22 protein-coding genes and 1 riboswitch are annotated in these 22,078 nt (G+C 32.7%); of the genes, 7 read left to right on the top strand and 15 right to left on the bottom strand.

From position 1 onward, the window contains the following. The first annotated feature begins 35 nt into the window (after positions 1–35). The gene (locus tag QQM35_RS08585; protein ID WP_251520798.1) at positions 36–1,004 is read left to right on the top strand and encodes an asparaginase; all 969 of its coding nucleotides are present in this window, start codon (positions 36–38) and stop codon (positions 1,002–1,004) included. Between the two features lie 59 nt (positions 1,005–1,063). Here QQM35_RS08585 and ypdA read toward each other — a convergent pair whose 3' ends face one another. From ypdA to QQM35_RS08605, 4 genes are all read right to left on the bottom strand, one after another. Beyond that, the gene (gene ypdA, locus QQM35_RS08590; RefSeq protein ID WP_251520795.1) at positions 1,064–2,050 is read right to left on the bottom strand and encodes a bacillithiol disulfide reductase YpdA; all 987 of its coding nucleotides are present in this window, start codon (positions 2,048–2,050) and stop codon (positions 1,064–1,066) included. A 241-nt stretch (positions 2,051–2,291) separates the two neighbouring features. Continuing rightward, positions 2,292–3,917 (bottom strand): elastin-binding protein, encoded by a 1,626-nt coding sequence (locus QQM35_RS08595; protein ID WP_251520792.1) that lies wholly within the window; start codon positions 3,915–3,917, stop codon positions 2,292–2,294. 151 nt (positions 3,918–4,068) lie between these two features. Then, a complete protein-coding gene (locus tag QQM35_RS08600) occupies positions 4,069–5,448 on the bottom strand; it encodes an ATP-dependent DNA helicase RecQ (protein WP_342610330.1) in 1,380 nt (459 codons plus the stop codon). 39 nt (positions 5,449–5,487) lie between these two features. Continuing rightward, positions 5,488–6,438: a helix-turn-helix domain-containing protein gene (locus tag QQM35_RS08605; protein ID WP_251520786.1), complete on the bottom strand. Its 951-nt coding sequence runs from the start codon at positions 6,436–6,438 to the stop codon at positions 5,488–5,490. Positions 6,439–6,546: 108 nt separating this feature from the next. On the opposite strand from QQM35_RS08605, the gene QQM35_RS08610 reads away from it, so the two are divergent. Continuing rightward, positions 6,547–6,795, top strand: coding sequence for a ferredoxin (locus tag QQM35_RS08610; RefSeq protein WP_017637952.1), 249 nt, complete (start codon positions 6,547–6,549; stop codon positions 6,793–6,795). A 216-nt stretch (positions 6,796–7,011) separates the two neighbouring features. Here QQM35_RS08610 and QQM35_RS08615 read toward each other — a convergent pair whose 3' ends face one another. The 6 genes from QQM35_RS08615 to QQM35_RS08640 all read right to left on the bottom strand — a co-directional run bounded on the left by QQM35_RS08615 (position 7,012) and on the right by QQM35_RS08640 (position 12,489). Next, entirely contained in the window at positions 7,012–7,557 is a 546-nt protein-coding gene (locus QQM35_RS08615; RefSeq protein WP_342610331.1) for an ECF transporter S component, read from the bottom strand. Between the two features lie 64 nt (positions 7,558–7,621). Beyond that, positions 7,622–7,751, bottom strand: a riboswitch (FMN riboswitch). Between the two features lie 151 nt (positions 7,752–7,902). Beyond that, positions 7,903–9,669: an ATP-binding protein gene (locus QQM35_RS08620; RefSeq protein ID WP_285813498.1), complete on the bottom strand. Its 1,767-nt coding sequence runs from the start codon at positions 9,667–9,669 to the stop codon at positions 7,903–7,905. After that, on the bottom strand, positions 9,653–10,378 hold the full coding sequence (locus tag QQM35_RS08625; RefSeq protein ID WP_251520778.1) for a response regulator transcription factor: 726 nt from the start codon (positions 10,376–10,378) through the stop codon (positions 9,653–9,655). Before QQM35_RS08625 ends, QQM35_RS08620 begins: the two co-directional genes overlap by 17 nt. A 111-nt stretch (positions 10,379–10,489) precedes the next feature. Beyond that, positions 10,490–11,230, bottom strand: coding sequence for a pseudouridine synthase (locus tag QQM35_RS08630; RefSeq protein ID WP_251520775.1), 741 nt, complete (start codon positions 11,228–11,230; stop codon positions 10,490–10,492). After that, positions 11,223–11,771 carry an SMC-Scp complex subunit ScpB gene (gene scpB / locus QQM35_RS08635; RefSeq protein WP_251520773.1) on the bottom strand — a complete coding sequence of 183 codons (549 nt, stop codon included), beginning with the start codon at positions 11,769–11,771 and terminating at the stop codon, positions 11,223–11,225. Before scpB ends, QQM35_RS08630 begins: the two co-directional genes overlap by 8 nt. Continuing rightward, entirely contained in the window at positions 11,758–12,489 is a 732-nt protein-coding gene (locus QQM35_RS08640) for a segregation and condensation protein A (RefSeq protein WP_251520770.1), read from the bottom strand. Before QQM35_RS08640 ends, scpB begins: the two co-directional genes overlap by 14 nt. A gap of 92 nt (positions 12,490–12,581) precedes the next feature. Between QQM35_RS08640 and QQM35_RS08645 the strand changes: the two genes are divergently transcribed. After that, complete coding sequence (locus QQM35_RS08645) at positions 12,582–13,097, top strand: DUF309 domain-containing protein (RefSeq protein ID WP_251520768.1); 516 nt, start codon at positions 12,582–12,584, stop codon at positions 13,095–13,097. Positions 13,098–13,195: 98 nt separating this feature from the next. Here QQM35_RS08645 and xerD read toward each other — a convergent pair whose 3' ends face one another. The 3 genes from xerD to QQM35_RS08660 all read right to left on the bottom strand — a co-directional run bounded on the left by xerD (position 13,196) and on the right by QQM35_RS08660 (position 15,338). Next, positions 13,196–14,083, bottom strand: coding sequence for a site-specific tyrosine recombinase XerD (gene xerD, locus QQM35_RS08650; RefSeq protein WP_342610332.1), 888 nt, complete (start codon positions 14,081–14,083; stop codon positions 13,196–13,198). A 159-nt stretch (positions 14,084–14,242) separates the two neighbouring features. Further along, positions 14,243–14,689: a Fur family transcriptional regulator gene (locus tag QQM35_RS08655; protein ID WP_251520762.1), complete on the bottom strand. Its 447-nt coding sequence runs from the start codon at positions 14,687–14,689 to the stop codon at positions 14,243–14,245. A 106-nt stretch (positions 14,690–14,795) separates the two neighbouring features. Further along, positions 14,796–15,338 (bottom strand): NUDIX hydrolase, encoded by a 543-nt coding sequence (locus QQM35_RS08660; protein ID WP_251520760.1) that lies wholly within the window; start codon positions 15,336–15,338, stop codon positions 14,796–14,798. A 190-nt stretch (positions 15,339–15,528) separates the two neighbouring features. On the opposite strand from QQM35_RS08660, the gene QQM35_RS08665 reads away from it, so the two are divergent. After that, a complete protein-coding gene (locus QQM35_RS08665; protein ID WP_251520757.1) occupies positions 15,529–16,443 on the top strand; it encodes an aldo/keto reductase in 915 nt (304 codons plus the stop codon). Between the two features lie 93 nt (positions 16,444–16,536). Here the strand turns inward: QQM35_RS08665 and QQM35_RS08670 are convergent, their stop codons facing one another. After that, a complete protein-coding gene (locus QQM35_RS08670; RefSeq protein ID WP_251520754.1) occupies positions 16,537–17,289 on the bottom strand; it encodes an SDR family NAD(P)-dependent oxidoreductase in 753 nt (250 codons plus the stop codon). Between the two features lie 145 nt (positions 17,290–17,434). Here QQM35_RS08670 and proC point away from each other — a divergent pair, with 145 nt between their 5' ends. Further along, on the top strand, positions 17,435–18,256 hold the full coding sequence (gene proC, locus QQM35_RS08675) for a pyrroline-5-carboxylate reductase (protein WP_342610333.1): 822 nt from the start codon (positions 17,435–17,437) through the stop codon (positions 18,254–18,256). A gap of 95 nt (positions 18,257–18,351) precedes the next feature. Here proC and rnz read toward each other — a convergent pair whose 3' ends face one another. Beyond that, positions 18,352–19,272 carry a ribonuclease Z gene (gene rnz / locus QQM35_RS08680; protein ID WP_251520748.1) on the bottom strand — a complete coding sequence of 307 codons (921 nt, stop codon included), beginning with the start codon at positions 19,270–19,272 and terminating at the stop codon, positions 18,352–18,354. Between the two features lie 149 nt (positions 19,273–19,421). Here rnz and zwf point away from each other — a divergent pair, with 149 nt between their 5' ends. Continuing rightward, complete coding sequence (gene zwf, locus QQM35_RS08685; RefSeq protein WP_251942921.1) at positions 19,422–20,906, top strand: glucose-6-phosphate dehydrogenase; 1,485 nt, start codon at positions 19,422–19,424, stop codon at positions 20,904–20,906. A gap of 222 nt (positions 20,907–21,128) precedes the next feature. Next, positions 21,129–21,983 (top strand): AraC family transcriptional regulator, encoded by an 855-nt coding sequence (locus QQM35_RS08690; RefSeq protein WP_251520743.1) that lies wholly within the window; start codon positions 21,129–21,131, stop codon positions 21,981–21,983. Positions 21,984–22,078 lie beyond the last annotated feature (95 nt).

Genomic DNA, 22,078 nt, shown 5'->3' on the forward strand with positions numbered 1-22,078 from the left:
TAAAATAGTATTACATTAATAGGAGGAATGCCTACATGAAAAAACTTCTCGTTATACATACTGGTGGTACGATTAGTATGTCTCAGAATGAAACAAACCAAGTTACGACTAATGATGATAATCCAATTTCACAACATCAAGATATTATTCAACAATATGCTGAAATTACCGAATTAACACCATTTAATGTTCCATCTCCACATATGAATACAGAATATGTCGTAAAACTCAAAGAAATTATCGAACAAGCAGTTTCAGAAGATATATATGATGGTTTTGTCATTACACATGGTACTGATACTTTAGAAGAAACAGCGTATTTACTTGATTTAACATTAGATATTTCAAAACCTGTCGTAATTACAGGTGCGATGCGTTCTTCAAATGAAATTGGCTCTGATGGTCTATATAATTATATTTCAGCTATAAATGTAGCAACCTCTGATCAAGCTCTAAACATGGGTGTAATGGTTGTCTTTAACGATGAGATTCACACCGCACGTAATGTAACGAAGACACATACTTCGAATATTAATACATTTCAAAGTCCAAACCATGGCCCACTTGGTGTTCTAACGAAAAATAGAGTTCAATTTCACCACCGACCATTTTCTAATCAAATACTTAAACATATTGATGTTAACTTAAATATCCCTCTTGTAAAGGCATATATGGGCATGGATAGTGACATATTAAACTTTTATAGTAATAATCATGTTGATGGAATTATAATAGAGGCATTAGGACAAGGTAATTTACCACCGACATGTTTAGAAGGTTTAAACAATTGTATTAAAAATGACATTCCTCTAGTACTTGTTTCACGATCATTTAATGGTATCGTTGGTCCTATTTATGATTATGAAGGTGGCGGTGCTGAGTTATTTAAAAAAGGCGTTATTTTTTCTAACGGATTGAATGGTCCTAAAGCACGTCTGAAATTACTCGTAGGATTGAGCAATCACCTAGATAAAGAAGCATTAACGAAATACTTTGATTATTAAATTAAAAAGTTAGATAAATAAAAAGAGTGAGTCACTATTTGTGACTCACTCTTTTTATTCTATGATTCTAATGGTGTTTGTTTCTTTGTAAGAATACTTTGTGTAATAATTCCACCGTGATATTTACCATTTTCTATGAAAATAGTATTTGCGTCATTACCTGCAGCAATAACTCCTGCAATATAACAATTTTCTACATTTGTCTCGTAAGTTTCTCTATTATAAACGGGAGCTGTTCCATATTCGTTCGTATTGATTTCGATACCTATAGATTCTAAGAATTCATAGTCTGGATGATATCCAATCATAGCAAATACATAATCATTAGGTATTTCTATCGTTTGGCCTTCATGTTCATATACTACAGAGCTTTCAGTTATTTTTATTACATTTGCATTGAATGCCATATCTATTTTTTCATGTCTAACTAAAGAATCAAAGTTAGGCAAGATCCAAGGTTTTACTGCTTTTGAATAAACAGAGCCACGATAAAGTACAGTGACGTTGGCACCAGCTTTTTCTAATTCTAATGCTGCATCGACTGCTGAATTTTTACCACCAATAATCACTACGTCTTGGTTGAAGTATGGATGTGCTTCTTTGAAGTAATGTTTTACTTTAGGTAATTCTGCACCTTCGACTTCTAGTTCGTTATGATGTCCATAATAACCTGTCGCTACCGTTAAAAATCGACACTGGTAAACATCTTTAGTCGTTGTAAGTGTAAAACGGTTATTGATCTTTTTCACAGTGAGGACTTCTTCAAAAGCATTAATATTCAGTTGATGATGTTTAACGACTTCACGGTAATACACAAGCGCTTGATTTCTACGCGGTTTACTATCTTCTACAATAAAAGGAATATCTCCTATGCTTAGTTTATCACTCGATGAAAAGAACGTTTGATGGGTTGGATAGTTATAAATCGCATCAACTACGTTCCCTTTTTCGATTACTAGCGTTTCAATTCCCTTTTTCTTTTGTTCTATTGCGGCACTTAATCCACATGGGCCGCCGCCGATTATGATACTTTCTACTGTTTGCATTTATTACTGTCCTCCTTTAACCACCTATATATTATATCAAGAGTTAGTTGAAAACTAAATAATTGAAGGTTTAGTTTTTTGGACAATTTTTAATCAATCGATAATATTTTATTAAATATGCATGCCTTTCTCATAAAATGATTATTTAAATCAATAGAAGTCTGTTGATAAAAATAAACAAACCTTACGCAAATATATGCGCAAGGTTTGTTATTAATAAATTGTTTGTCCTATAACACTATTATTGTGGAATAACTAAACGTTGACCATCATGGATAGTGTTTGAACTTAAGTTATTAGCTTTTTTAATTTTTGCAACATTTTCAGGTGTACCTGCACCATAATATTTAATAGCTACTCTGTATAAGTTCTTATCATGTACTGTTACTGTACGTTGACCACTGTTGCTTGATGATTGGCCAGAACCATTTGATGAAGAACCTTGTGATTGATTTGAGCTATTTGATGATGAGCTTTGACCTGAATTACTTGATGAACTACCTTGTGATTGACTTGAATTGCTTTGACCTTGTTGATCACTTGACTGGCTAGTTCCTTGTTGTTTATCTGAAGCACCACTGCTATTAGAATTACCTTGACTACCTGCAGAACCAGCTGCACCATTTGTAGCTTGGTCATTACTGTTTGAGTCGTTACTAGATTGACTAGAATCACTGCTATTGCTTGAATCTTCAGATGATTTATCTTCTTTAGTATCGTTGCTTGCTTTATCTTTGTCTGCATCCTTGTCAGCTTTATCTTTGTCAGCGTCGTCATTGTTTTTCTTATCTTTGTTTGCTTTATCTTTATTAGCATCATCAGTTACTTTTTTATCATCTTCTTTATGTTCGTCATGTTTACCACCATTTAAGAACATACCACCGATAATAGCTAATATAGCTAATAATAATATTGCTGCAATGATAGGTAATAATTTACCTAATAAGCCACCTTTTTTCGTATCGCGATGGTTATATTCATAATCATCGTCTCTTACATTGTTTTTACGTGTTGAAGCTGCACTACCTGCTGCTGCACCTTTCTTCTTAGATGTATCACGGCTTTCATTTTTTCGATCGCGATCTGCATGGTCACGATCATGTTCTTTATGGTCATGATCTTTCTTTTTCTTAGTTGCATAAGCACCAGCTCCAGCCGCGCCTGCTGCACCAGCTGCTGCAGCGCCTTTCTTCTTAGAGCCTTTATGATCTTTGTCATGATCTCTATCAAAGTCTTTATCGTGATGTTCATCTTGACGATGATCATCACGTAAGTCACGGTCATCATTGCGATGATCGTCTGTACGATCAAAGTCTTTGTTTGAAGTGTTTCTGTCGTCATGGTTTACATCATCATGATGGTCATGATCTTTCTTTTTCTTAGCTGCATAAGCACCAGTTCCTGCTGCACCTGCGACTCCAGCTGCTGCAGCGCCTTTCTTCTTAGAGCCTTTGTCCTCATCATGGTGACGATCATCTAAATCACGATCCTGAAGATGTTGGTCATCTTCTGTATTATGTCGATGACGTTCGTCTTCTGAAAATTGACGACGATCTTCATCATTATTGAATCTATCTGATGATGAATCGTTGTCATGATGTCTTTCTCCACGAACGTCTTGATTGTTGTTACGTTCATTTGGTTCATTTTGATTTGTCGCTACATCACGTCTACGTTGACGTCTTCTTTGTGCGTTTCTTGGAGGAAACTGTTCTTTACTATGACGAGAAACTTCCTCTTTTTCGTTATCGACAGCATTATTAACGCCATCATGTGTCTCTTGGTCTTTGTCTAGATGTTCTTTTGGATCAATGGATTGACGATTTTTTTCGAAATCATCTTTATAATTATCTTTAGACAAATTCATCATCCTTTCTTTATTCAATTTATTTAATTATATACTGTTTTACCCAAAAAAGCGGTAAATATGTACATTTTATAAATTTGAATATTATTTCTTACTATAACCATATGCGTATTATAGCCTGTGTGAAAAAGTTAAGTAAAGTAATAGTAAGTTATTTGAATAAATTTTTTAACTTTTCTTGATATTCTATCTTTCTTTTAACTTTTTTGCGATTGAAATAGTTAAACGGTTGAATATTACTATCATTATCACAACAAGGGTCAGGTTTATTTAGTAAGGTTTCTCCAAAGAACTCCATCATGTACGCACGACGGCATTGATCTAACGATTTATACCCCAACATTCTAATAAAGCCATGATACTTGCGTTGGTAGGTTTTTTCGAAAATGGATTTCAGTTGAGAAAATGAGTAATATGACGATAATAAATTTAATATTTCTTGTTTATAAGGATCTACAAACCCACCTAATTCAAAATCATTTACATCCTCAGCAGTGATTATATCTGTAAATAATAACGTTTCTAATAAATATTGATCATCAGGTTGGTACATGCTAATAGCCTGACTTGGATTGCCATCACGTCCTGCTCGCCCTATTTCTTGTATATAATTAGAGGGGCTAGAAGGTAAATGATAGTGTATAACAGTTCGAATATCCTTTTTATTGATACCCATGCCAAATGCACTTGTTGCAACAATAATTGGGATTTCATTGTTTATAAATTGATGTTGTACTGTTTGTCGCTCTTGATAAGAAAGATCTGAATGATAAATACCAGTTAAAAACCCATAATGATAAATTTGTTTGGCCAATGATAAACAGACCTTTTTGGATGATACATATATTATCGTAGGACCAGAAGTTTCTAATGTTGGTAATAACCATGCATTTTTTTCATCATCATCACTGAAATTTTTATGTGAAAAACGAATGTTATCTCGATTCATCTGCGTCTTAATAACTTTAAATTCTTTTTGTAACATTTGAAATAAATCTTGAGTTAAATACGGTGGTGCTGTAGCCGTTAAAGCGAGTATTGTCGCAGAAGGAAAGAGTTTTATGATACTACCGATTAATGCATAATGCGGTCTGAAATCATAACCCCATTCAGATAAACAATGTGCTTCATCAAGTACAATCATACCGAGATTTAAACTTTTAATTAAATTAAAATTATGTGGTTGTAATAAAAATTCTGGGCTAAGAAAAATAAACCTACTAGAAGTAAGGGCCTGAATGTTTAATCGTTTTTCCTCTTCATCTAAACCTGAATGAATACACGCCGCATTTTTCTCACCTTGTATCTTCAACTGCATGACTTGATCATCCATTAAAGAAATTAATGGGGAAATAATAAGTGTGGGCTTTTGTTTTATATAAGTGGTTAACTGATAACATAAGCTTTTCCCACTACCCGTTGGTAAGATTCCTAATGTGTTCTGCCCATCGATTACACTTTGTATGACCTCTTGTTGTCCTGGTTTAAATGAAGTAAAACCAAACCATTTATCTAGTTCTTGATGTAACATATATTTCACCTGCCGAATAAAAATCATGAGATAAAGAAATCAAATATCGAAAAATCCTCTTTCGATACCTACAATTGCCATTTTAATTTCAAAATAACTTAACTCAGGGGTTAATGTTTTGTATATTTTTAATTTTTCACTCTTATTTTTAATATAATATTGAGAAAATGTGTCAAACTTATTTGTGTCTAAATAATTATCGTAATTGGTTAAATAACCTTTAATAAAAAGTTCTAATACGTGGTCTTCAATGGTATTTATTTTTACATTTTGTTCTTGCGCGAGTTGATCCATATGTTTACCTTCTAATATACCTTTATAGGATAGCCTCGTTTTATTTAATAACTTCGGTAAGACAATTAATTGATGCAATATAGGGTATTTCTCGCTATCTTCTATTTCATAAAGCATCTGCACTAAATCCATCATTTCATATTCAAATAACTCTATTTGAGAAACACCTTCAATAAGGCTTACTTGTTGTCGCGTATACATACTTTCTTCAAAGCCTTGTAAGTAGTAATGTAGATAAGTAAATCCGTTTTTATCCTTAATAGAATAAAATAAGTTCTCAATTTCTTGCTGGCATGCAACAATATTTTCTGAAGTTTTCAGTTTTTGGTAAACCGCTTTGACTTTACTATGTATTGAACGTTGTTGAGTAATCGGCGTGAACTGATAGACATCATGTTGCGTATTAGATATTGTTTGGATTAATAATTGCATGGCTTTAAAGGTATTATTCATGCTGTCATATGTATAACGAGGATGTGTCATTATCGTAGAAGTTGATTGTGGTGGTTGTTTGATACATCGTTCAAATGACGGATATTTTAACTGTGGTAGGCTATGATATAATGATAATAAGCTTTGACTACAAGCATCAAAGAAAGTTTGATGAGATTTTTTACCAATGAGTATATTATAGATACTCTTTGTTGATTTATAATGATGTGCATGATGATATGCATGGTGGATAATGTGATTCATTCATATTCCCTCATTTTGTAAATCAATAACATTTGAAAAAATATATTTCAGTGATTACAATAGTAATTGTTATTATTGTAGCATTTTTATCTAAAGGAGGCGAAGTAATTGGCTAAATATACAATTGTAGATATGGATACATGTATTGCATGTGGCGCATGCGGTGCAGCTGCTCCTGATATATATGACTATGATGATGAAGGTATTGCATATGTTATATTAGACGACAACCAAGGTACTGCTGAAGTACCAGAAGAATTATACGAAGACATGGAAGATGCTTTAGAAGGTTGTCCGACTGATTCAATCAAAATCGAAGAAGAACCATTCGATGGCGATGCATTAAAATTTGAATAAATTTATTTCGATAAAATGATGAATTGTCATTGCGTGGAGTTATTTATCTAACCGATACAAATTCATCTTAAGATATAGAACATTCAATTCAATATAAATATGTAACATTATGTAGTAGTCATAAACCTACTGATAATGATGTAATAAACCCTCAGATATTTTTTATCTGAGGGTTTTATTATATTCAAAATCAATTTGAATAGTTTATATTAAAAATTATCTAGGGAGTAAGTTTTTCAATCGACGATAAAGTAGCATAAATAAGATTGAAACTACAATTCCTTTAATAATATTAAAAGGAATAATACCGGAAACGATAATGATTTTTAAATTTTCTACCACGTTCGTTAAATTCATTATCGTGCCATACAATGGCAATAGTACAAAGTAATTGAGGATACTTAATACGATTGTCATGACTATCGTAGCTATACTTAATCCAATTATTAGAGATGTATTATTGTTTTTATTTTTAGTAAAATAATATGCTGTCAATAAGAAACTTGTAGCTGCTAAGAAGTTAGCTAAAGGTCCTACTGGATCTGACATATTAACGAAAAAGTTCAATAAGTTTTTAATAAATTCTACTGTAATTCCGGCAAATGGGCCCATTGTAAATGTAGCCAATAATGCTGGAACATCACTCACATCTAAAGTGAGATATGGTGGTAAAAATGGAATTGGTACTTTGATAAACATGAGTAAGAAACTAATAGCACTCAACATGCTTATCGTAATCAATCTTTTGGTTTGTTGTTGCAATTTCAATGTTCTCCTTCCATTCATCTTACTTAAGAATAGGAGGATTGGTGTAACAACACAAAACCTCCATCTTCTCCCATCCAGACTATACTGTCGGCTCTAGAGTTTCACTAGATCAGCCACATTTTTACAAATGCAGGTCGCAGGCTTTATTTACTGCTGGTTGGGATTTGCACCCTACCCCGAAGATGAAATCGTTAAATTTAGTAAAAATATCTTACCTTAAATTTTGATTTAATACAATCAAATTGTTTATGAGTTTAAGGTTATTCGCATTTTTAAATTCTATAGAAAAATATAAATTTAAAAATTACTAACTAGATGTTAGATGAACGTGATGAATGCTTAATGAGTTAACTCATGTTTTGGTGGCTTAGGTAATTTAATAATAAATGTTGTACCTTCCCCAAGCTCACTTTGAACATCTATTGTGCCTTCATGTTCATCAATAATCATACGACAAATAAATAAACCTAAACCAGTTCCTTGCTTACCTCTCTTTCTAGAGGCATCTACTTTGTAGAAGCGATCAAAAACTTGTTGTAAATGTTCTGGCGCAATACCTGTACCAGTATCAGAAATATATAAAATATCTACCGTTTTAGATGCTTCAACTTCAATTGAAAGTGTGTCATTTGGTTCGGTATATCTCGTTGCATTATCAATTAAGTTCGTCAATACTTGTTCAATTCGATCTGCATCATAATACCAAGTTTGATTATGCGTATTTGGATTTAAATGCATCGTCAACTTTAAATCGCTTGCTTGTTGTTCATATTTTCGTTGCATTTTATCTAATAATGGTTGGATTGGTTGTGCCACTTTTTCAACAGTTAAACCTTCAGCATCCATACGCGCAACATTCAATAATTCGTTTACTAGTCTATTTAGGCGTTTCGTTTCGTCCAATACAATAGTTAAAGAATCATGAATTTCATCGGGTTCGGTTACAACCCCATCAACAATTGATTCAGTATAACCTTGTAACAATGAAATTGGCGTTCTTAACTCATGTGAAACGTTAGCGATAAAGTCTTTTTTCATTTGATCGATATTATGCTCATTCGTCATATCACGAATAATAGCTACGATACCACTTCGACCGTCTGGTTGAATTTGCGCAATGTAACTAGTGATAATGACAAAGTAACGTGTATTGATTTCGTATTCTTCAAATTGTGTATGTTTACTTTCGAATGTTTTTTCACGTTGCTTATATAATTTATCTTTCGCATATTCATCTAACAATTGTAGCGTGTCTTGTGCTACTTTGTTTGATAGTATAATTTCGTCACTTTCATTGAAGCCTACAACGCCTTCAACCATTGAATTAATAATACTTTCTCGAATATTTTTTGAAGATGATAATGCGTCGATGTGTTGTTGGATTTCTGTACTCATCGTATTAAATGTGCGTGCGAGTTCACCAATTTCATCACGAGAATTAACTGGTACGACTTGTGTGTAATCACCTTTCGAAACTTTCATTGCTTGAGATTTTAAACTACGTAAAGGTTTGGTGATTCGCGAAGTTAAGAAGAAAGCAAATACTGTAGTAATTGCTAAGAAAATTACAGCAATCGCTAATATGATAACCGTAATTAAATTACTCGTATCTTCTGTTGTTTTTAAATCTTGGTAGATAAAAACGCCACCGTTTTCTTTTTTGTGTGAGCTAAGGTTTTTTGTGGGGTAACCAATCAGTACATAACTTCTTTTTTTACCATTTATATCTAAAGTGACATGATTGGATATTTTTTGTTGTTTATCAAATACGAACTCATATTGTTTATTTTTTTTAATTTCTTCCAACATCTTTTTCTTGGTAGAATTATCGTGAGGTGTTTTCATATCTTTATCGTTCATGATAATAAGACCGACAGGCCCTTCGATAAGCTTACGGCTATGAGAAATTGCTGTTTCTTTATCTTTTGAATGCTCTAATAAGTGACTAATTCTTTTCGCATCTTTCGTCAAAGTATCTTCAGTTTCTTGCGTATAATAAGATTGAATGAAAGTTATAAGCGCGGCACTGAGTAAAATTAAAACTGTCGTTACTATAAGAATTATAGTTAACCACAGTTTAATTACTACATTATTCAAGCGATTCATCATCTGATTTAACCTCAAATTTATAACCGACGCCCCAAACGGTCTGTATCATTGAAGCAGCGTCTTCTGACACGCGATTTAATTTTTCTCTTAATCTTTTAACATGAGTATCTACAGTACGCAAGTCTCCGTAGAACTCATAGTGCCAAACTTCTTTCAATAATTGTTCTCGATCAAATACTTTGTTTGGTGTCTTAGCTAAATAAATGAGTAGTTCGTATTCTTTAGGTGTTAAATTGACTTGCTTTTCATCAGCTAAAACGCGATGCGCATCATTATCAATCGTCAAGTGTTCAAATTCAATTAAATCTCTTGCGTGTGGTTCACTTTGTTCAGTATGCCCCACTTGTGTACGACGTAAAAGTGCTTTAACACGTAGCACTACTTCACGAGGTGAAAATGGCTTAACGATATAATCATCTGCCCCTGATTCAAATCCTTCAACACGATTCGTTTCTTCACCTTTAGCAGTTAGCATAATTATTGGAGTGTCTTTATGCTCTCTGAGTTTGGAAGCAACCATGATACCATCCATTTCTGGTAACATAAGGTCTAATAAAATGCATGCGTAATCATTTTCCATCGCTTTTTTATAAGCTTCGTTTCCGTCTCTTGCTTCGTCTATTTCAAAAGATTCTCGTTCTAAATATAATTTCATTAATCTGCGGATTCGATCTTCATCATCGACGATTAATATTAAATTTGACATAACTTATGCCCTCCCACAGTGCTAACTTTCTATTTCTACTTAATTATATCATAGGTTATTTCAAAAAAGTGGTTTCTATAGAAAGTTTGTGAATTTTTTCTCAATATTTCTCTACTTATTTCCATGCTCTGCAAGTTGACGCATAATCTTTACTTCATGTGGTGTTAAAACTCTTCCATCACCGGCGTTTAAACCTTTTAAATTTAAAGGTCCAAATTCAATACGCTGCAATTTTGATACTTGGTAGCCAAAGTGTTCAAACATACGACGCACTTGTCTATTTCTTCCTTCAGAAATTGTGATTTCAACCAGCGTCGTATTTTTTTCTTTGTCTTGACTTTTAATTTTTACTGCTGCTGGTTGTGTCATTCCGTCCTCTAATTGAATGCCACGTTCTAGCGATTTCACTTCTTCACGCATTAAATAACCTTTCAGCTTTGCAACATATTTTTTTTGAATTTTGTAACGTGGGTGCGTCATTAAATTTGTGAAATCTCCATCATTAGTAAGTAGCAATAATCCAGAAGTGTCATAATCTAAACGACCCACTGGATAAATACGTGTTTCGAGTTGTTTAAAGTAATCTGTGACTACTGTTCTACCTTTGTCATCTGAGACACTTGTTATAACTTGTGACGGTTTATAAAATAAAATATAAATTTTATCTTCTTGTTCAATTTTCACGCCTTCAACTTCAACAGTGTCTGATGGACGTACTTTGGTACCTAATTCTGTTACTGTTTGCCCGTTCACTTTAACTTTTCCTTCTGCTATTAAAGTTTCTGCTTTACGGCGTGAAGTATAGCCACTATTTGCAATACGTTTTTGTAATCTTTCTTGTTCTTTATTCATCATTTTCTCCTTTTTGATTTACTAAGTTACTAAAGAAATCTTCAATTTCTGCTTCATCTTCTTCAGTTGTAGGGAGCTCTTCTAGTTTTTCAATTCCAAATATATTTAAGAATAATTCTGTAGTATAAAGTTGCTGACTTCTGGAGTCAGTTTCATTTTTAGCCTCTACCATACCTCTTGCGATCAAAGTTTTTACAGCGCCATCAGAATTAATGCCTCTAATCATTTCTACATCACTTCTTGAAACAGGCTGGTTGTAAGCAATTATTGATAAAGTTTCCATCGCAGCTTGTGATAATTTCATTTTGGCTTTTTGTTGAACGAGAAGTTCAATATAACTTGAAGCTTCCTTTTTCGTCGTTAATACATAAGTATTTCCGAAATGTTGTATACATAGACCTGGAGATGTAAAATCTTCAACCAATTCAGTTAGTATTTGTTGGTCTATTTCTAGTATATCTAATATTTGGGTTTCATCTAAACCTTCGTCACCTGCAGTGTATAATAAAGCTTCTAATTTACCTGTGTCATTCAATGCCATAGTTAACTCCTCTAACGATATTGATGTCTTCAAAACTCTTCACTTGTTCTATATTTACGATGCCTGATTTTGACATTTCTAAAATAGCTAGAAAGTGTGTGACTACAAATTCAATGGGTTCTGTAAAGTTAAACAAACTGAAAAAATTAAAGGAAGCTTCTTCTTTCAATCTTGTATGAACCTGTGATGTTGCTTGTTGAATCGTAAATGTTTCTTTGTGTATTTCTACTGTTTTAGGCTTATTAAATTCAACTCTATTTTTAACTTTTTGATAAGCGATGATAAGTTCAGTCAAATCAATAGTTTGATTTTCATCCCATTGTTCGGTCGTTTCAATAGCAGATAAGTCTGTTGGATGTTTTGAATAGTAGTGTTCGCGTTCTAAGCGATGTTCATGTAATATTTCTGTATATTCCTTATAATTTTGATATTCAATTAGCCTTTCGACCAAATCTTCACGAGGGTCATCCTCAAGGTCTTCGGCTTCAGCCATTTGAGGTAGAAGCATTTTACTTTTAATCATCAATAATTCAGATGCCATGACCAAATATTCACTAGCTATGTTTATTTCTAGATGATTCATTTCGTGTATATATTGCATATATTGCGCTGTCAAAGATTTCATAGGTATATCATAAATATCAATTTCGTACTTTTGTATAAGATGCAATAATAAATCTAAAGGTCCATTAAAGGCATCTAATTTGACTTCATACATTTTATCAACCTCAAATTACTAGTTATGTGCGTTTTTCACTAAAATATTATAGCATGTTTATAGTAAACATTTAAATTTGGAGCGGTTTAACAATGGAACAAGCATTAATAGAATTTTATTATCAATTTCATATCAATCAACATTACTTTCTATGTCACGATATATTAGAAGAAGCGTGGAAAGCGCAACCTCGATATAGTAAAGAAGATGATGTGGTGAGTTTAATCTTATTTTCAACTGCTTGTTATCATTATCGAAGAGGTAATACAGTTGGCGCAAAAAGATCGGCACAAAAAGCATTGAGCATCATCAACCTATTTGATAAAGAAGTACATTTAGGATTAAAGTTAGAGGAATATCGGAGCGAGATTCAGCAACTTATATTTAATATCGAGCGTAAACAACCATTCGAACCCGTGCATTTGCCTCTAACAGAAGATATGGTTTGTTTAATTATAAAACATTATCCTGATTTTACATTTAATGTGGAACCGGCTGTTGATAGTTATATTATAAACCACCATTTAGAGCGTGATAGAACTGAAGTACATCGTGCGCGTCATTACGCCTTGATGGAAAGACAACAAAACCGCCAAAATAATAAATGACGGCTTAGATAAACAGTAATATTTGCATGAATGATGAGGTTCAACTGAAAATCTAAACAATAAAACACAGACTCGTTATTTACTGGACGAATCTGTGTTTAAGCACGTGGATGGTAAGCATTATACATTTTTCGTATTTGTGATTTTGATACATGTGTGTACAATTGTGTTGTAGAAATATCAGAATGGCCTAACATTTCTTGAACGGCACGTAAATCTGCGCCATTTTCTAATAAGTGAGTTGCAAAGGAATGTCTTAATGTATGTGGTGTAAGTGGTTTATAAATTTGTGCTTTGATACCGTTTTGTTTAATCATTTTCCACAAAGCTTGTCTTGATAAGGGTTTCCCATGCATATTTAAAAATAATGTATCGGTTACTGTTTTTTTCAACAACTGTGGTCTCACTGTTTCCATATAAGTTTCAAGATAATCTATCACTGTTTCACCTAATGGAACAATTCGTTCTTTGTTTCCCTTACCAAAGACCTTAACAAATCCCATAATAATATTGACATCCTCAACTTTTATTTGGATGAGTTCTGACACCCTCATACCTGTGGCATAGAGTAGTTCTAACATCGTTCGATCTCGGTAGCCATTATTTTTAGATAAATCTGGAGCTTCTAACAATGCGAGTACTTCGTCTACTTCTAATACGTCTGGTAACTTTTTATCATATTTAGGCGTTTCAATCAGAACAGTAGGATCTTTCGCAGCATATTTCTCTCTAAGTGCAAATTGATGAAAACTACGTATCGTCGAAATAAAACGTGCAAGTGATTTTGCTGAGATACCTTGGTCTTGCAAGTAACCTAAACTCTGCTGAATCGTTTGTCGATCAACAAAATCGATATGGCTAATATTTTGTTCTTCTAGAAAAGACTGATACTTTTTTAAATCTCTTTTATATGCACCGATTGTATTTGCGCTCAATCCCTTTTCCAATTGGATAAATTTCAAATATTCTTCTATAATAACATTCACGTTATCGCCTCACCTTTACCAATTAGAGCAATTCTCAATTTGGATTATACTTCAAATCTATTGCATAGATGATAAGGTTGGACGTTAATTAACCACGTGATTACCACACTGAGTAGTCATGAGTAATTTGAGTCTCTATCCTATCCTTATTCATCGTATTTACTTTCCTTTAGATTGACAATCTGAACAAACACCATGAAATGTTAAACGGTGATCAGTTATACGAAAGTTGAAATCATGTTCGACCTTTTCTTCAACTTTAGGTAACAAGTCTTCTTCAATTTCTTCAACTTTACCGCATTCCATACAAACGAGATGGTGGTGAAAATGCTTCGCACCTTCTTTTCTTAAATCAAAACGAGAGACGCCATCACCGAAATTAATCTTGTCGACTACCTTTAGTTCTGCAAGTAATTCAAGTGTACGGTATACAGTCGCTAAGCCAATTTCAGGCGCTTTATCTTTTACTTTCAAATATACATCCTCAGCACTTAAATGATCTTTTTCGTTTTCAATTAAGACTCTTAATGTCGCCTCTCTTTGTGGAGTTAATTTATAAGATGACTGCTGTAATTGTTGCTTCACGCGATTTAAACGTTCTTCCACGGAAGCTTCACCCCTCTACTAATAATTATAATCATTTTAATTTGTCGAATGATTTATAACTATAAATTACCAGTAATTGATAAGATTATCAAGTACAGGCCTATTTTTATTTAAAATGATTATAATTAAGCAATAAATGTTGAATAGCTATGATGGTTTTAGCATCTTCCACTTCATTGTCATCTAATAATTGTTTTAATTCTTCAAGTGAATATGTTACTAAGTTGATAAATTCGTCTTCATCTAAATGCATTTCACCTGTTTTTAAATCTTTCGCTAAATAAATCGTTACTTTTTCATTTGAATATCCAGGAGACCCATACATTTCCGCAATGAGTTCTAAGTTCTCTGCAATATACCCCGTTTCTTCTTCTAACTCTCTTTTTGCTGCTGCTTCTCGTTCCTCGCCTTTTTCTAATTTACCGGCAGGTATTTCTAACAACGGTTTCTCAGCTGGCTTACGGAATTGTTTTACAAATATAACCTCAGATTCAGGAGTTATCGCACAAACTGCAACTGCCCCATTATGAAATATTAATTCTCGTTTTGATTCTTTGCCATCTGGTAGAGCTACATCATGTACTTCTAAATCTATAATACTTCCTTGATAGATAGGTGTACGTTTTAAAGTTTTTTCGAAGAGTTCCATTGTCATCACGTTCCTTTTATTTATTTAATGTTATTGTTAAAATTAATATGTTGTCGCTTTATGGAGGCAGATTATATAATCAAATTATGTATTTATATAATGTTTTCTTGGCGAAATAAACAGGTACAATAAAATGGTAAACAAATTTAAATAATCTTTATGATTTTAGTGTATCGAAAGGAGAAAAGACATGCAAAAGAATGTTTTGAAAAGTGGTATTGAAATTTCAGAGGTTGGTCTTGGTTGCATGAGCCTAGGTACAGATAAAAAACAGGCTGAACCAATAATTGAAAGAGCAATCGATCATGGCATCACTTATTTTGATACAGCTGATATTTATGATAAAGGTGTAAATGAAGAAATCGTCGGAGATGTTTTAAAAAAATATCAAAATAGAGACGATATCGTTATAGGAACTAAAGTTGGTAATCATTTACAAGATGATGGTTCTACATTTTGGGATCCATCTAAAGCCCATATTAAAGATTCAGTTAAAGAGTCTTTACGTAAATTGCATTTAGATCATATAGATTTATATCAACTACACGGTGGTACTATTGACGATCCAATGGATGAAACAATTAGTGCCTTCGATGAATTAAAACAAGAAGGTACCATCCGTGCTTACGGAATCTCATCTATTCGCCCAAATGTAATCAATTATTACTTAGAACATAGTGATATAGAAACGTTAATGTCCCAATTTAATTTAATTGATAATCGCCCAGAATCATTATTAGAAGACGTAGCGGCTAAAAATGTAAAACTACTTGCACGAGGACCTGTATTTAAAGGTTTATTAACATCAAAAAGTAATGATGCACTAGATTCAAAATTTGCTGACGGTATTTTTGATTATAATTATCAAGAACTAGGAGAAACAATTGCATCAGTTAAAGAAATTGAGAATAATTTAACTGCTTTAACGTTTAACTATCTAGCTTCTCAAGATGCATTAGGAGCAATCATTGTAGGTGCAAGCTCTGTAGAACAATTAGATGAAAATATTAAAAACTACGAATTCTCTAAAAAACTCAACCGTGAAAAAGTAAAAGCAGCACGTGCACGCGTTAAAAATTTAGAATATACACAACACTTAAAATAAATTAAAAAAGAGAGTCTGAGACAAAAAAATGTCTCAGACTCTTTTTCAATTAATGGGACTACAAAATCTCTAACAGAAAATTCGATTTCGGTCCTACTCCCTTTTTTTATTGTTGAATAAGAAAGTAAAATTATTTTCGAAAAATCGTGGCGCAATATTATATACCTTTAACATGATATGCATCCATTTAGGTTCATTTATCTCTTTTTTATGATGAATCATTGCTTGAATTATTTTAATTGCTAAATCATCTGCATCGAGCATCATATGTTGATATTTTTTAGCATAATTTAAAGTGGGGTCTGCTTTTTCATGAAAAGGTGTAGCGATTGGACCCGTATTTACTGTTAATACGTGATAGTCTTGGTGTTCTATGCGTAATGCATTTAATATTTGGTTAAATGCTGATTTACTTGCGCCATAATGTGCTGCATGCGCTTGTGTTAAAAATGCAGATTGACTTCCTATACCTACAATAGTCGGATGTTGAGATAAACAAGGTCTTAAAGTTGAAAGTAATAAATTAAAATGTATTGCATTTAATGTATAAGTCTCAATCATTTCTTCTTCACTGTGTTCTTCAATAGATTTAAAGTATCCTACACCTGAACTATAAATAATGCCATCAATTTTATGATTAGAAAAATGTGTTTTTAAATCAACAATATTTTGTTTTAATTGTAAATCACATTTGATGACTGTGACTTGATTACTACTTATTTGTCTTAATTTGTTAGGATTTCTCGCTAATACTGTAACGTGTGCCCCTTTTCCGATTAATTGCTTTAAAATAGCATACCCTAAACCACTCGTACCACCAGTTAGTACATAATGCTTCCCTATCATTGTGCACACCCCTTTCTATATTAAATAGTTAGATATATTATATATGATAGTAAACACGATTGTCATTGTCCCTTTTAAAGACTAGCCAAGTTTTTATACTATGTTAATATAGAATCATAAAACTTTGAGGGAGCGTGTTTAAGTCATGAAATTAGTATTCTATGGTGCAGGTAATATGGCACACGCCATTTTTTCTGGCATAGTGAAATCAGAAATGGTAGACCCAAAAGATATTTATTTAACTAACCGTTCAAATGAAGAGGCACTTAAATCATATGTTGATGAATTAGGGGTTAATTATAGCTATGATGATCAAGAACTATTAAAGGACGCCGATTATATATTTTTAGGGACAAAACCATATGATTTCGACTTACTTGCTGAACGTATCAGACCTTATATTCAAAGCGATAATAAGTTCATTTCTATAATGGCAGGTCTACCTATACTTTATATTAGAGAACAACTTCAATCAGATAATCCAATTGCTCGAATTATGCCAAACACAAATGCTCACGTAGGACATTCAGTCACTGGTATTAGTTATTCTAATAATTTCGGACCTAAATCAAAAGGTGAAGTTGATGAACTCATTAATGCATTTGGTTCAACTGTTGAAGTATCCGAAGATAACTTACACCAAGTTACAGCAATTACAGGTAGTGGACCTGCATTTTTATATCATGTATTTGAGCAGTATGTTACTGCTGGAACACGATTAGGTTTGGAAAAATCACAAGTCGAAGAATCTATTCGTAATTTAATTATAGGGACAAGTAAAATGATTGAGCGTTCAGATCTCGGCATGGATCAGTTACGTAAAAATATTACTTCTAAAGGTGGCACGACACAAGCGGGATTAGATACACTATCTAAATATGATTTAGAAAGTATTTTCGAAGATTGTTTAAAATCTGCAGTAGATAGAAGTGTTGAACTATCAAATCAAGATGATGAAAGTAAGTAAGTTTTCACATTGAAATGTTAATAAACAATAGCCAACCCAATTGAAATTAAGTTTTTGGGTTGGCTTTTATTTTTCTGTTAATTTTTAATAGTTTTTTAAAATTGATATGAATCGAAGTCTTTTACGAAAGCAAATGGTGGTGTTTCTGGTCTGGATTTAATCTCACTTTCTATTTCTTCAACTTCTTCTAAAGTGTATCGATTACTTAAATGTGTAATCAAACTATAGTCAACATTTGCTTCGTCAATTAAATCAAATACATGATTAATGTGACTGTGATGATATCTTTTAGCTAAAGTCATATCACCCTCTATATATGTACTTTCGTGCACCATTACTGTTGCATCTTGAGCGATAGATTTTTCATTAATACAAGGCATTGTATCTCCAAAAATAGCTATCACAGGTCCTTTTTTTGCATCACCTTTAAACTGATTTGAGTCGTAAATTAAACCATTATATTCAAATGTTTCGTTGTTTTTAACTTCTTGATATTTCGGACCTGGTTGAAGACCTATCGCTTTAAGTGCTTCTACATCAATTTTACCTGAAGTGTAAGGTACTTCTACGCGATATCCAAAGGATGGTATACCATGATGTAAAATTTGCGCTGTAACACTAAAACCGTTATGTTGATATGATAAATGATCTTCTATTTCTATGTAAGTAATCGGATAGTTTAATTTAGATTCAGATAATGATAAATTAGTTTCGATATAGGATTTAATCCCTTTAGGACCTATAATTGTAAGTGGTTTACCTTCTCCACCTTGGAATGAACGGCTAGTTAGCACTCCCGGTAACCCAAATATATGATCACCATGCATATGCGTTATAAATATATGGTCTACTTTACCTAGCTTTATTGAATGATGTAAAATCTGATGTTGTGTACCTTCTCCGACATCAAACAACCATATACTGTTCGCGTAAGGTTCTAAATTTAATGCTATGGCTTGCGTATTTCTTTCTTTAGTTGGTAGACCCGCACTTGTACCAAAAAACGTTATCTCCATGCATATGCCTCCTCTTCTCCACATATTTTATCATATACAAACATCAAAAATATATCGAATTTTAAAGCTTTTAAGCAAAATTATATGAACCATTATTAATATTGTTCTATAATGAGAACAGATTTATAAAAAGAATTGAGGTTTTGATCTTGAATACTAGAAATAAGGATATACCATGCCTAATTACGATATTTGGCGCTACAGGTGACTTAAGTCACAGAAAGTTATTCCCATCATTATTTCATCTTTATCAGCAAGAAAATTTAAATGAACATATTGCTATCATTGGAATTGGTCGTAGAGATTTAACCAATGATGATTTCCGTAATCAAGTGAAATCATCAATTCAAGAACATGTTAAAGATACAAAACACCTTGATAAATTCATTACGCATATCTTTTACCATAAACTAGACGTAACAAATAAAGCTAACTATGAATCACTTTTAGAAGTAAGTGAACGTTTAGATCAACAGTTCCAATTACAAGGTAATCGATTATTTTACCTCGCAATGGCGCCTAAATTCTTCGGAGTTATATCTGATTGTTTAAAATCTGCCGAATTAACAAATACAAAAGGTTTCAAACGTTTAGTGATTGAAAAACCGTTTGGCAGTGATTTAGAATCTGCCAAAGTATTGAATGATCAGTTACGTAAATCATTTTCTGAAGAAGAAATTTACCGAATTGACCATTATTTAGGTAAAGATATGGTTCAAAATATTGAAGTGTTACGTTTTGCTAATGCAATGTTTGAACCATTATGGAACAATAAATATATTTCCAACATTCAAGTCACTTCTTCAGAGAAATTAGGTGTAGAAGAACGTGGCGGTTATTATGATTCTAATGGCGCATTAAAAGACATGGTACAAAATCACATGTTACAAATGGTTGCGTTATTAGCGATGGAGCCTCCTATTAGTTTGAACAGTGAAGATATTCGAGCTGAAAAAGTAAAAGCCTTAAAGTCATTAAGAATGTTTGAAAATGATAAAGTGAGACACAATTTCGTACGTGGTCAATATGATGCAAGCGAAATAGAAGGACAACCGGTTCAAGGTTATAGGGACGAAGATAGGGTTGATAACCAATCTAACACCCCCACTTTCGTAGCCGGTAAATTGACGATTGATAACTTTAGATGGGCTGGTGTTCCTTTCTATATCCGTACAGGTAAACGGATGACAAGTAAAACAATCCAAGTCGTTGTAGAATTTAAAGAAGTCCCAATGAATTTATATTATGAAACTGACAAAAAGTTAGATTCTAATTTACTCGTTATCAATATTCAACCAAACGAAGGCGTATCATTACATTTGAATGCGAAACGTAATATTCAAGGAATAGATACAGAACCAGTACAATTATCTTATGCTATGAGCGCTCAAGATAAAATGAATACGGTAGATGCTTACGAAAACTTATTATTTGACTGTCTGAATGGTGATGCGACAAACTTCACACATTGGGAAGAATTAAAATCAACTTGGAAATTTGTTGATGCGATTCAAGAAGAATGGGATCAACATGAACCAGAATTTCCAAATTATAAAGCTGGTACAAATGGACCATTAGAAAGTGATTTATTATTAAGCAAAGATGGTTATCATTGGTGGGACGGCATAAATTAAATTAGTTTGAATCGGCAACACATGTGTAAAATTACATATGTGTTGTCGCTTTTTTATTAATGTCGTTTTGTGGTATCATTTATATTATTAAATGAGATAAATGACGATTTTATTAATAAATCTGATTAAAGAAGACAATTCGAACTTTAAAAATGTAATTTAGCATAATATGAATACAACAAATGAATTTACAAGTTTTTGGATTAATTAGGAGTGAAAGTATTGGACGTTATCAAACAAATACAACAGGCAATTGTGTATATTGAAGATCATTTGCCAGACCGAGTTCAATTACAAGAACTCAGTGATTACGTTAACCTTTCACCTTTTCACCTTGATCAATCATTTAAAATGATTGTCGGACAATCACCGAGCGAATATGCACATGCACGTCGAATGACCTTGGCTGCAAATGATTTAATTCATGGTTCAAGTCGGTTAATCGATATTGCAAAGAAATATAAATATAAAGATGCCAATGCGTTTGCCAATGATTTTAGTGACTTTCATGGGGTTTCACCTATTCAAGTGAATACTAAGCGTGATCAATTAAATATGAAATCAAGGTTGTATATTAAATTATCAGTTACAGAGCAATCCCCTTATCCTTATCGCTTAGAACAAAATGAAGGTATATCGCTAGTCGGATATTCAAAGTATCTCGATGCTAGCGAGTTAGAAGATCCATTTAAAGTACCAGATTTATTAGAAGATTTACAATTTGACGGCATTATTGATGATATAAAACGCTACAACGATATAAGTCCTCATGAATTATTTGTCGTTAATTGTCCTTTGGATGAAGGTATGGAAATATTTGTTGGTGTACCAAGTGAACGTTATCCTGACCACTTAGAGAGTAGGTTTTTACCAGAAAGGCAATATGCAAAATTCAATCTACAAGGTGAACTTGATTACGTAGTCAACGAAGCATGGTATTATATCGAAACAACACTTCAAATGACATTGCCATATGAACGTAACAGTCTTTATATCGAAGTATATCCGTTAGATTTTTCTTTTGAGGATAGTTTCAATAAAGTGCAATTATGGATGCCAGTAAATAAGAAAAATTAATACGTTTTTTGTTAGAAAAAAAAGCCCTACAAAATGGTTTTCATTTTACCTTTTGTAGGGCTTTATTTTATTGGCTAATGTTTACGCTATTTTGA

Origin of the sequence: Staphylococcus hsinchuensis (genome assembly GCF_038789205.1) — a bacterium.
GTDB lineage: Bacteria > Bacillota > Bacilli > Staphylococcales > Staphylococcaceae > Staphylococcus > Staphylococcus hsinchuensis.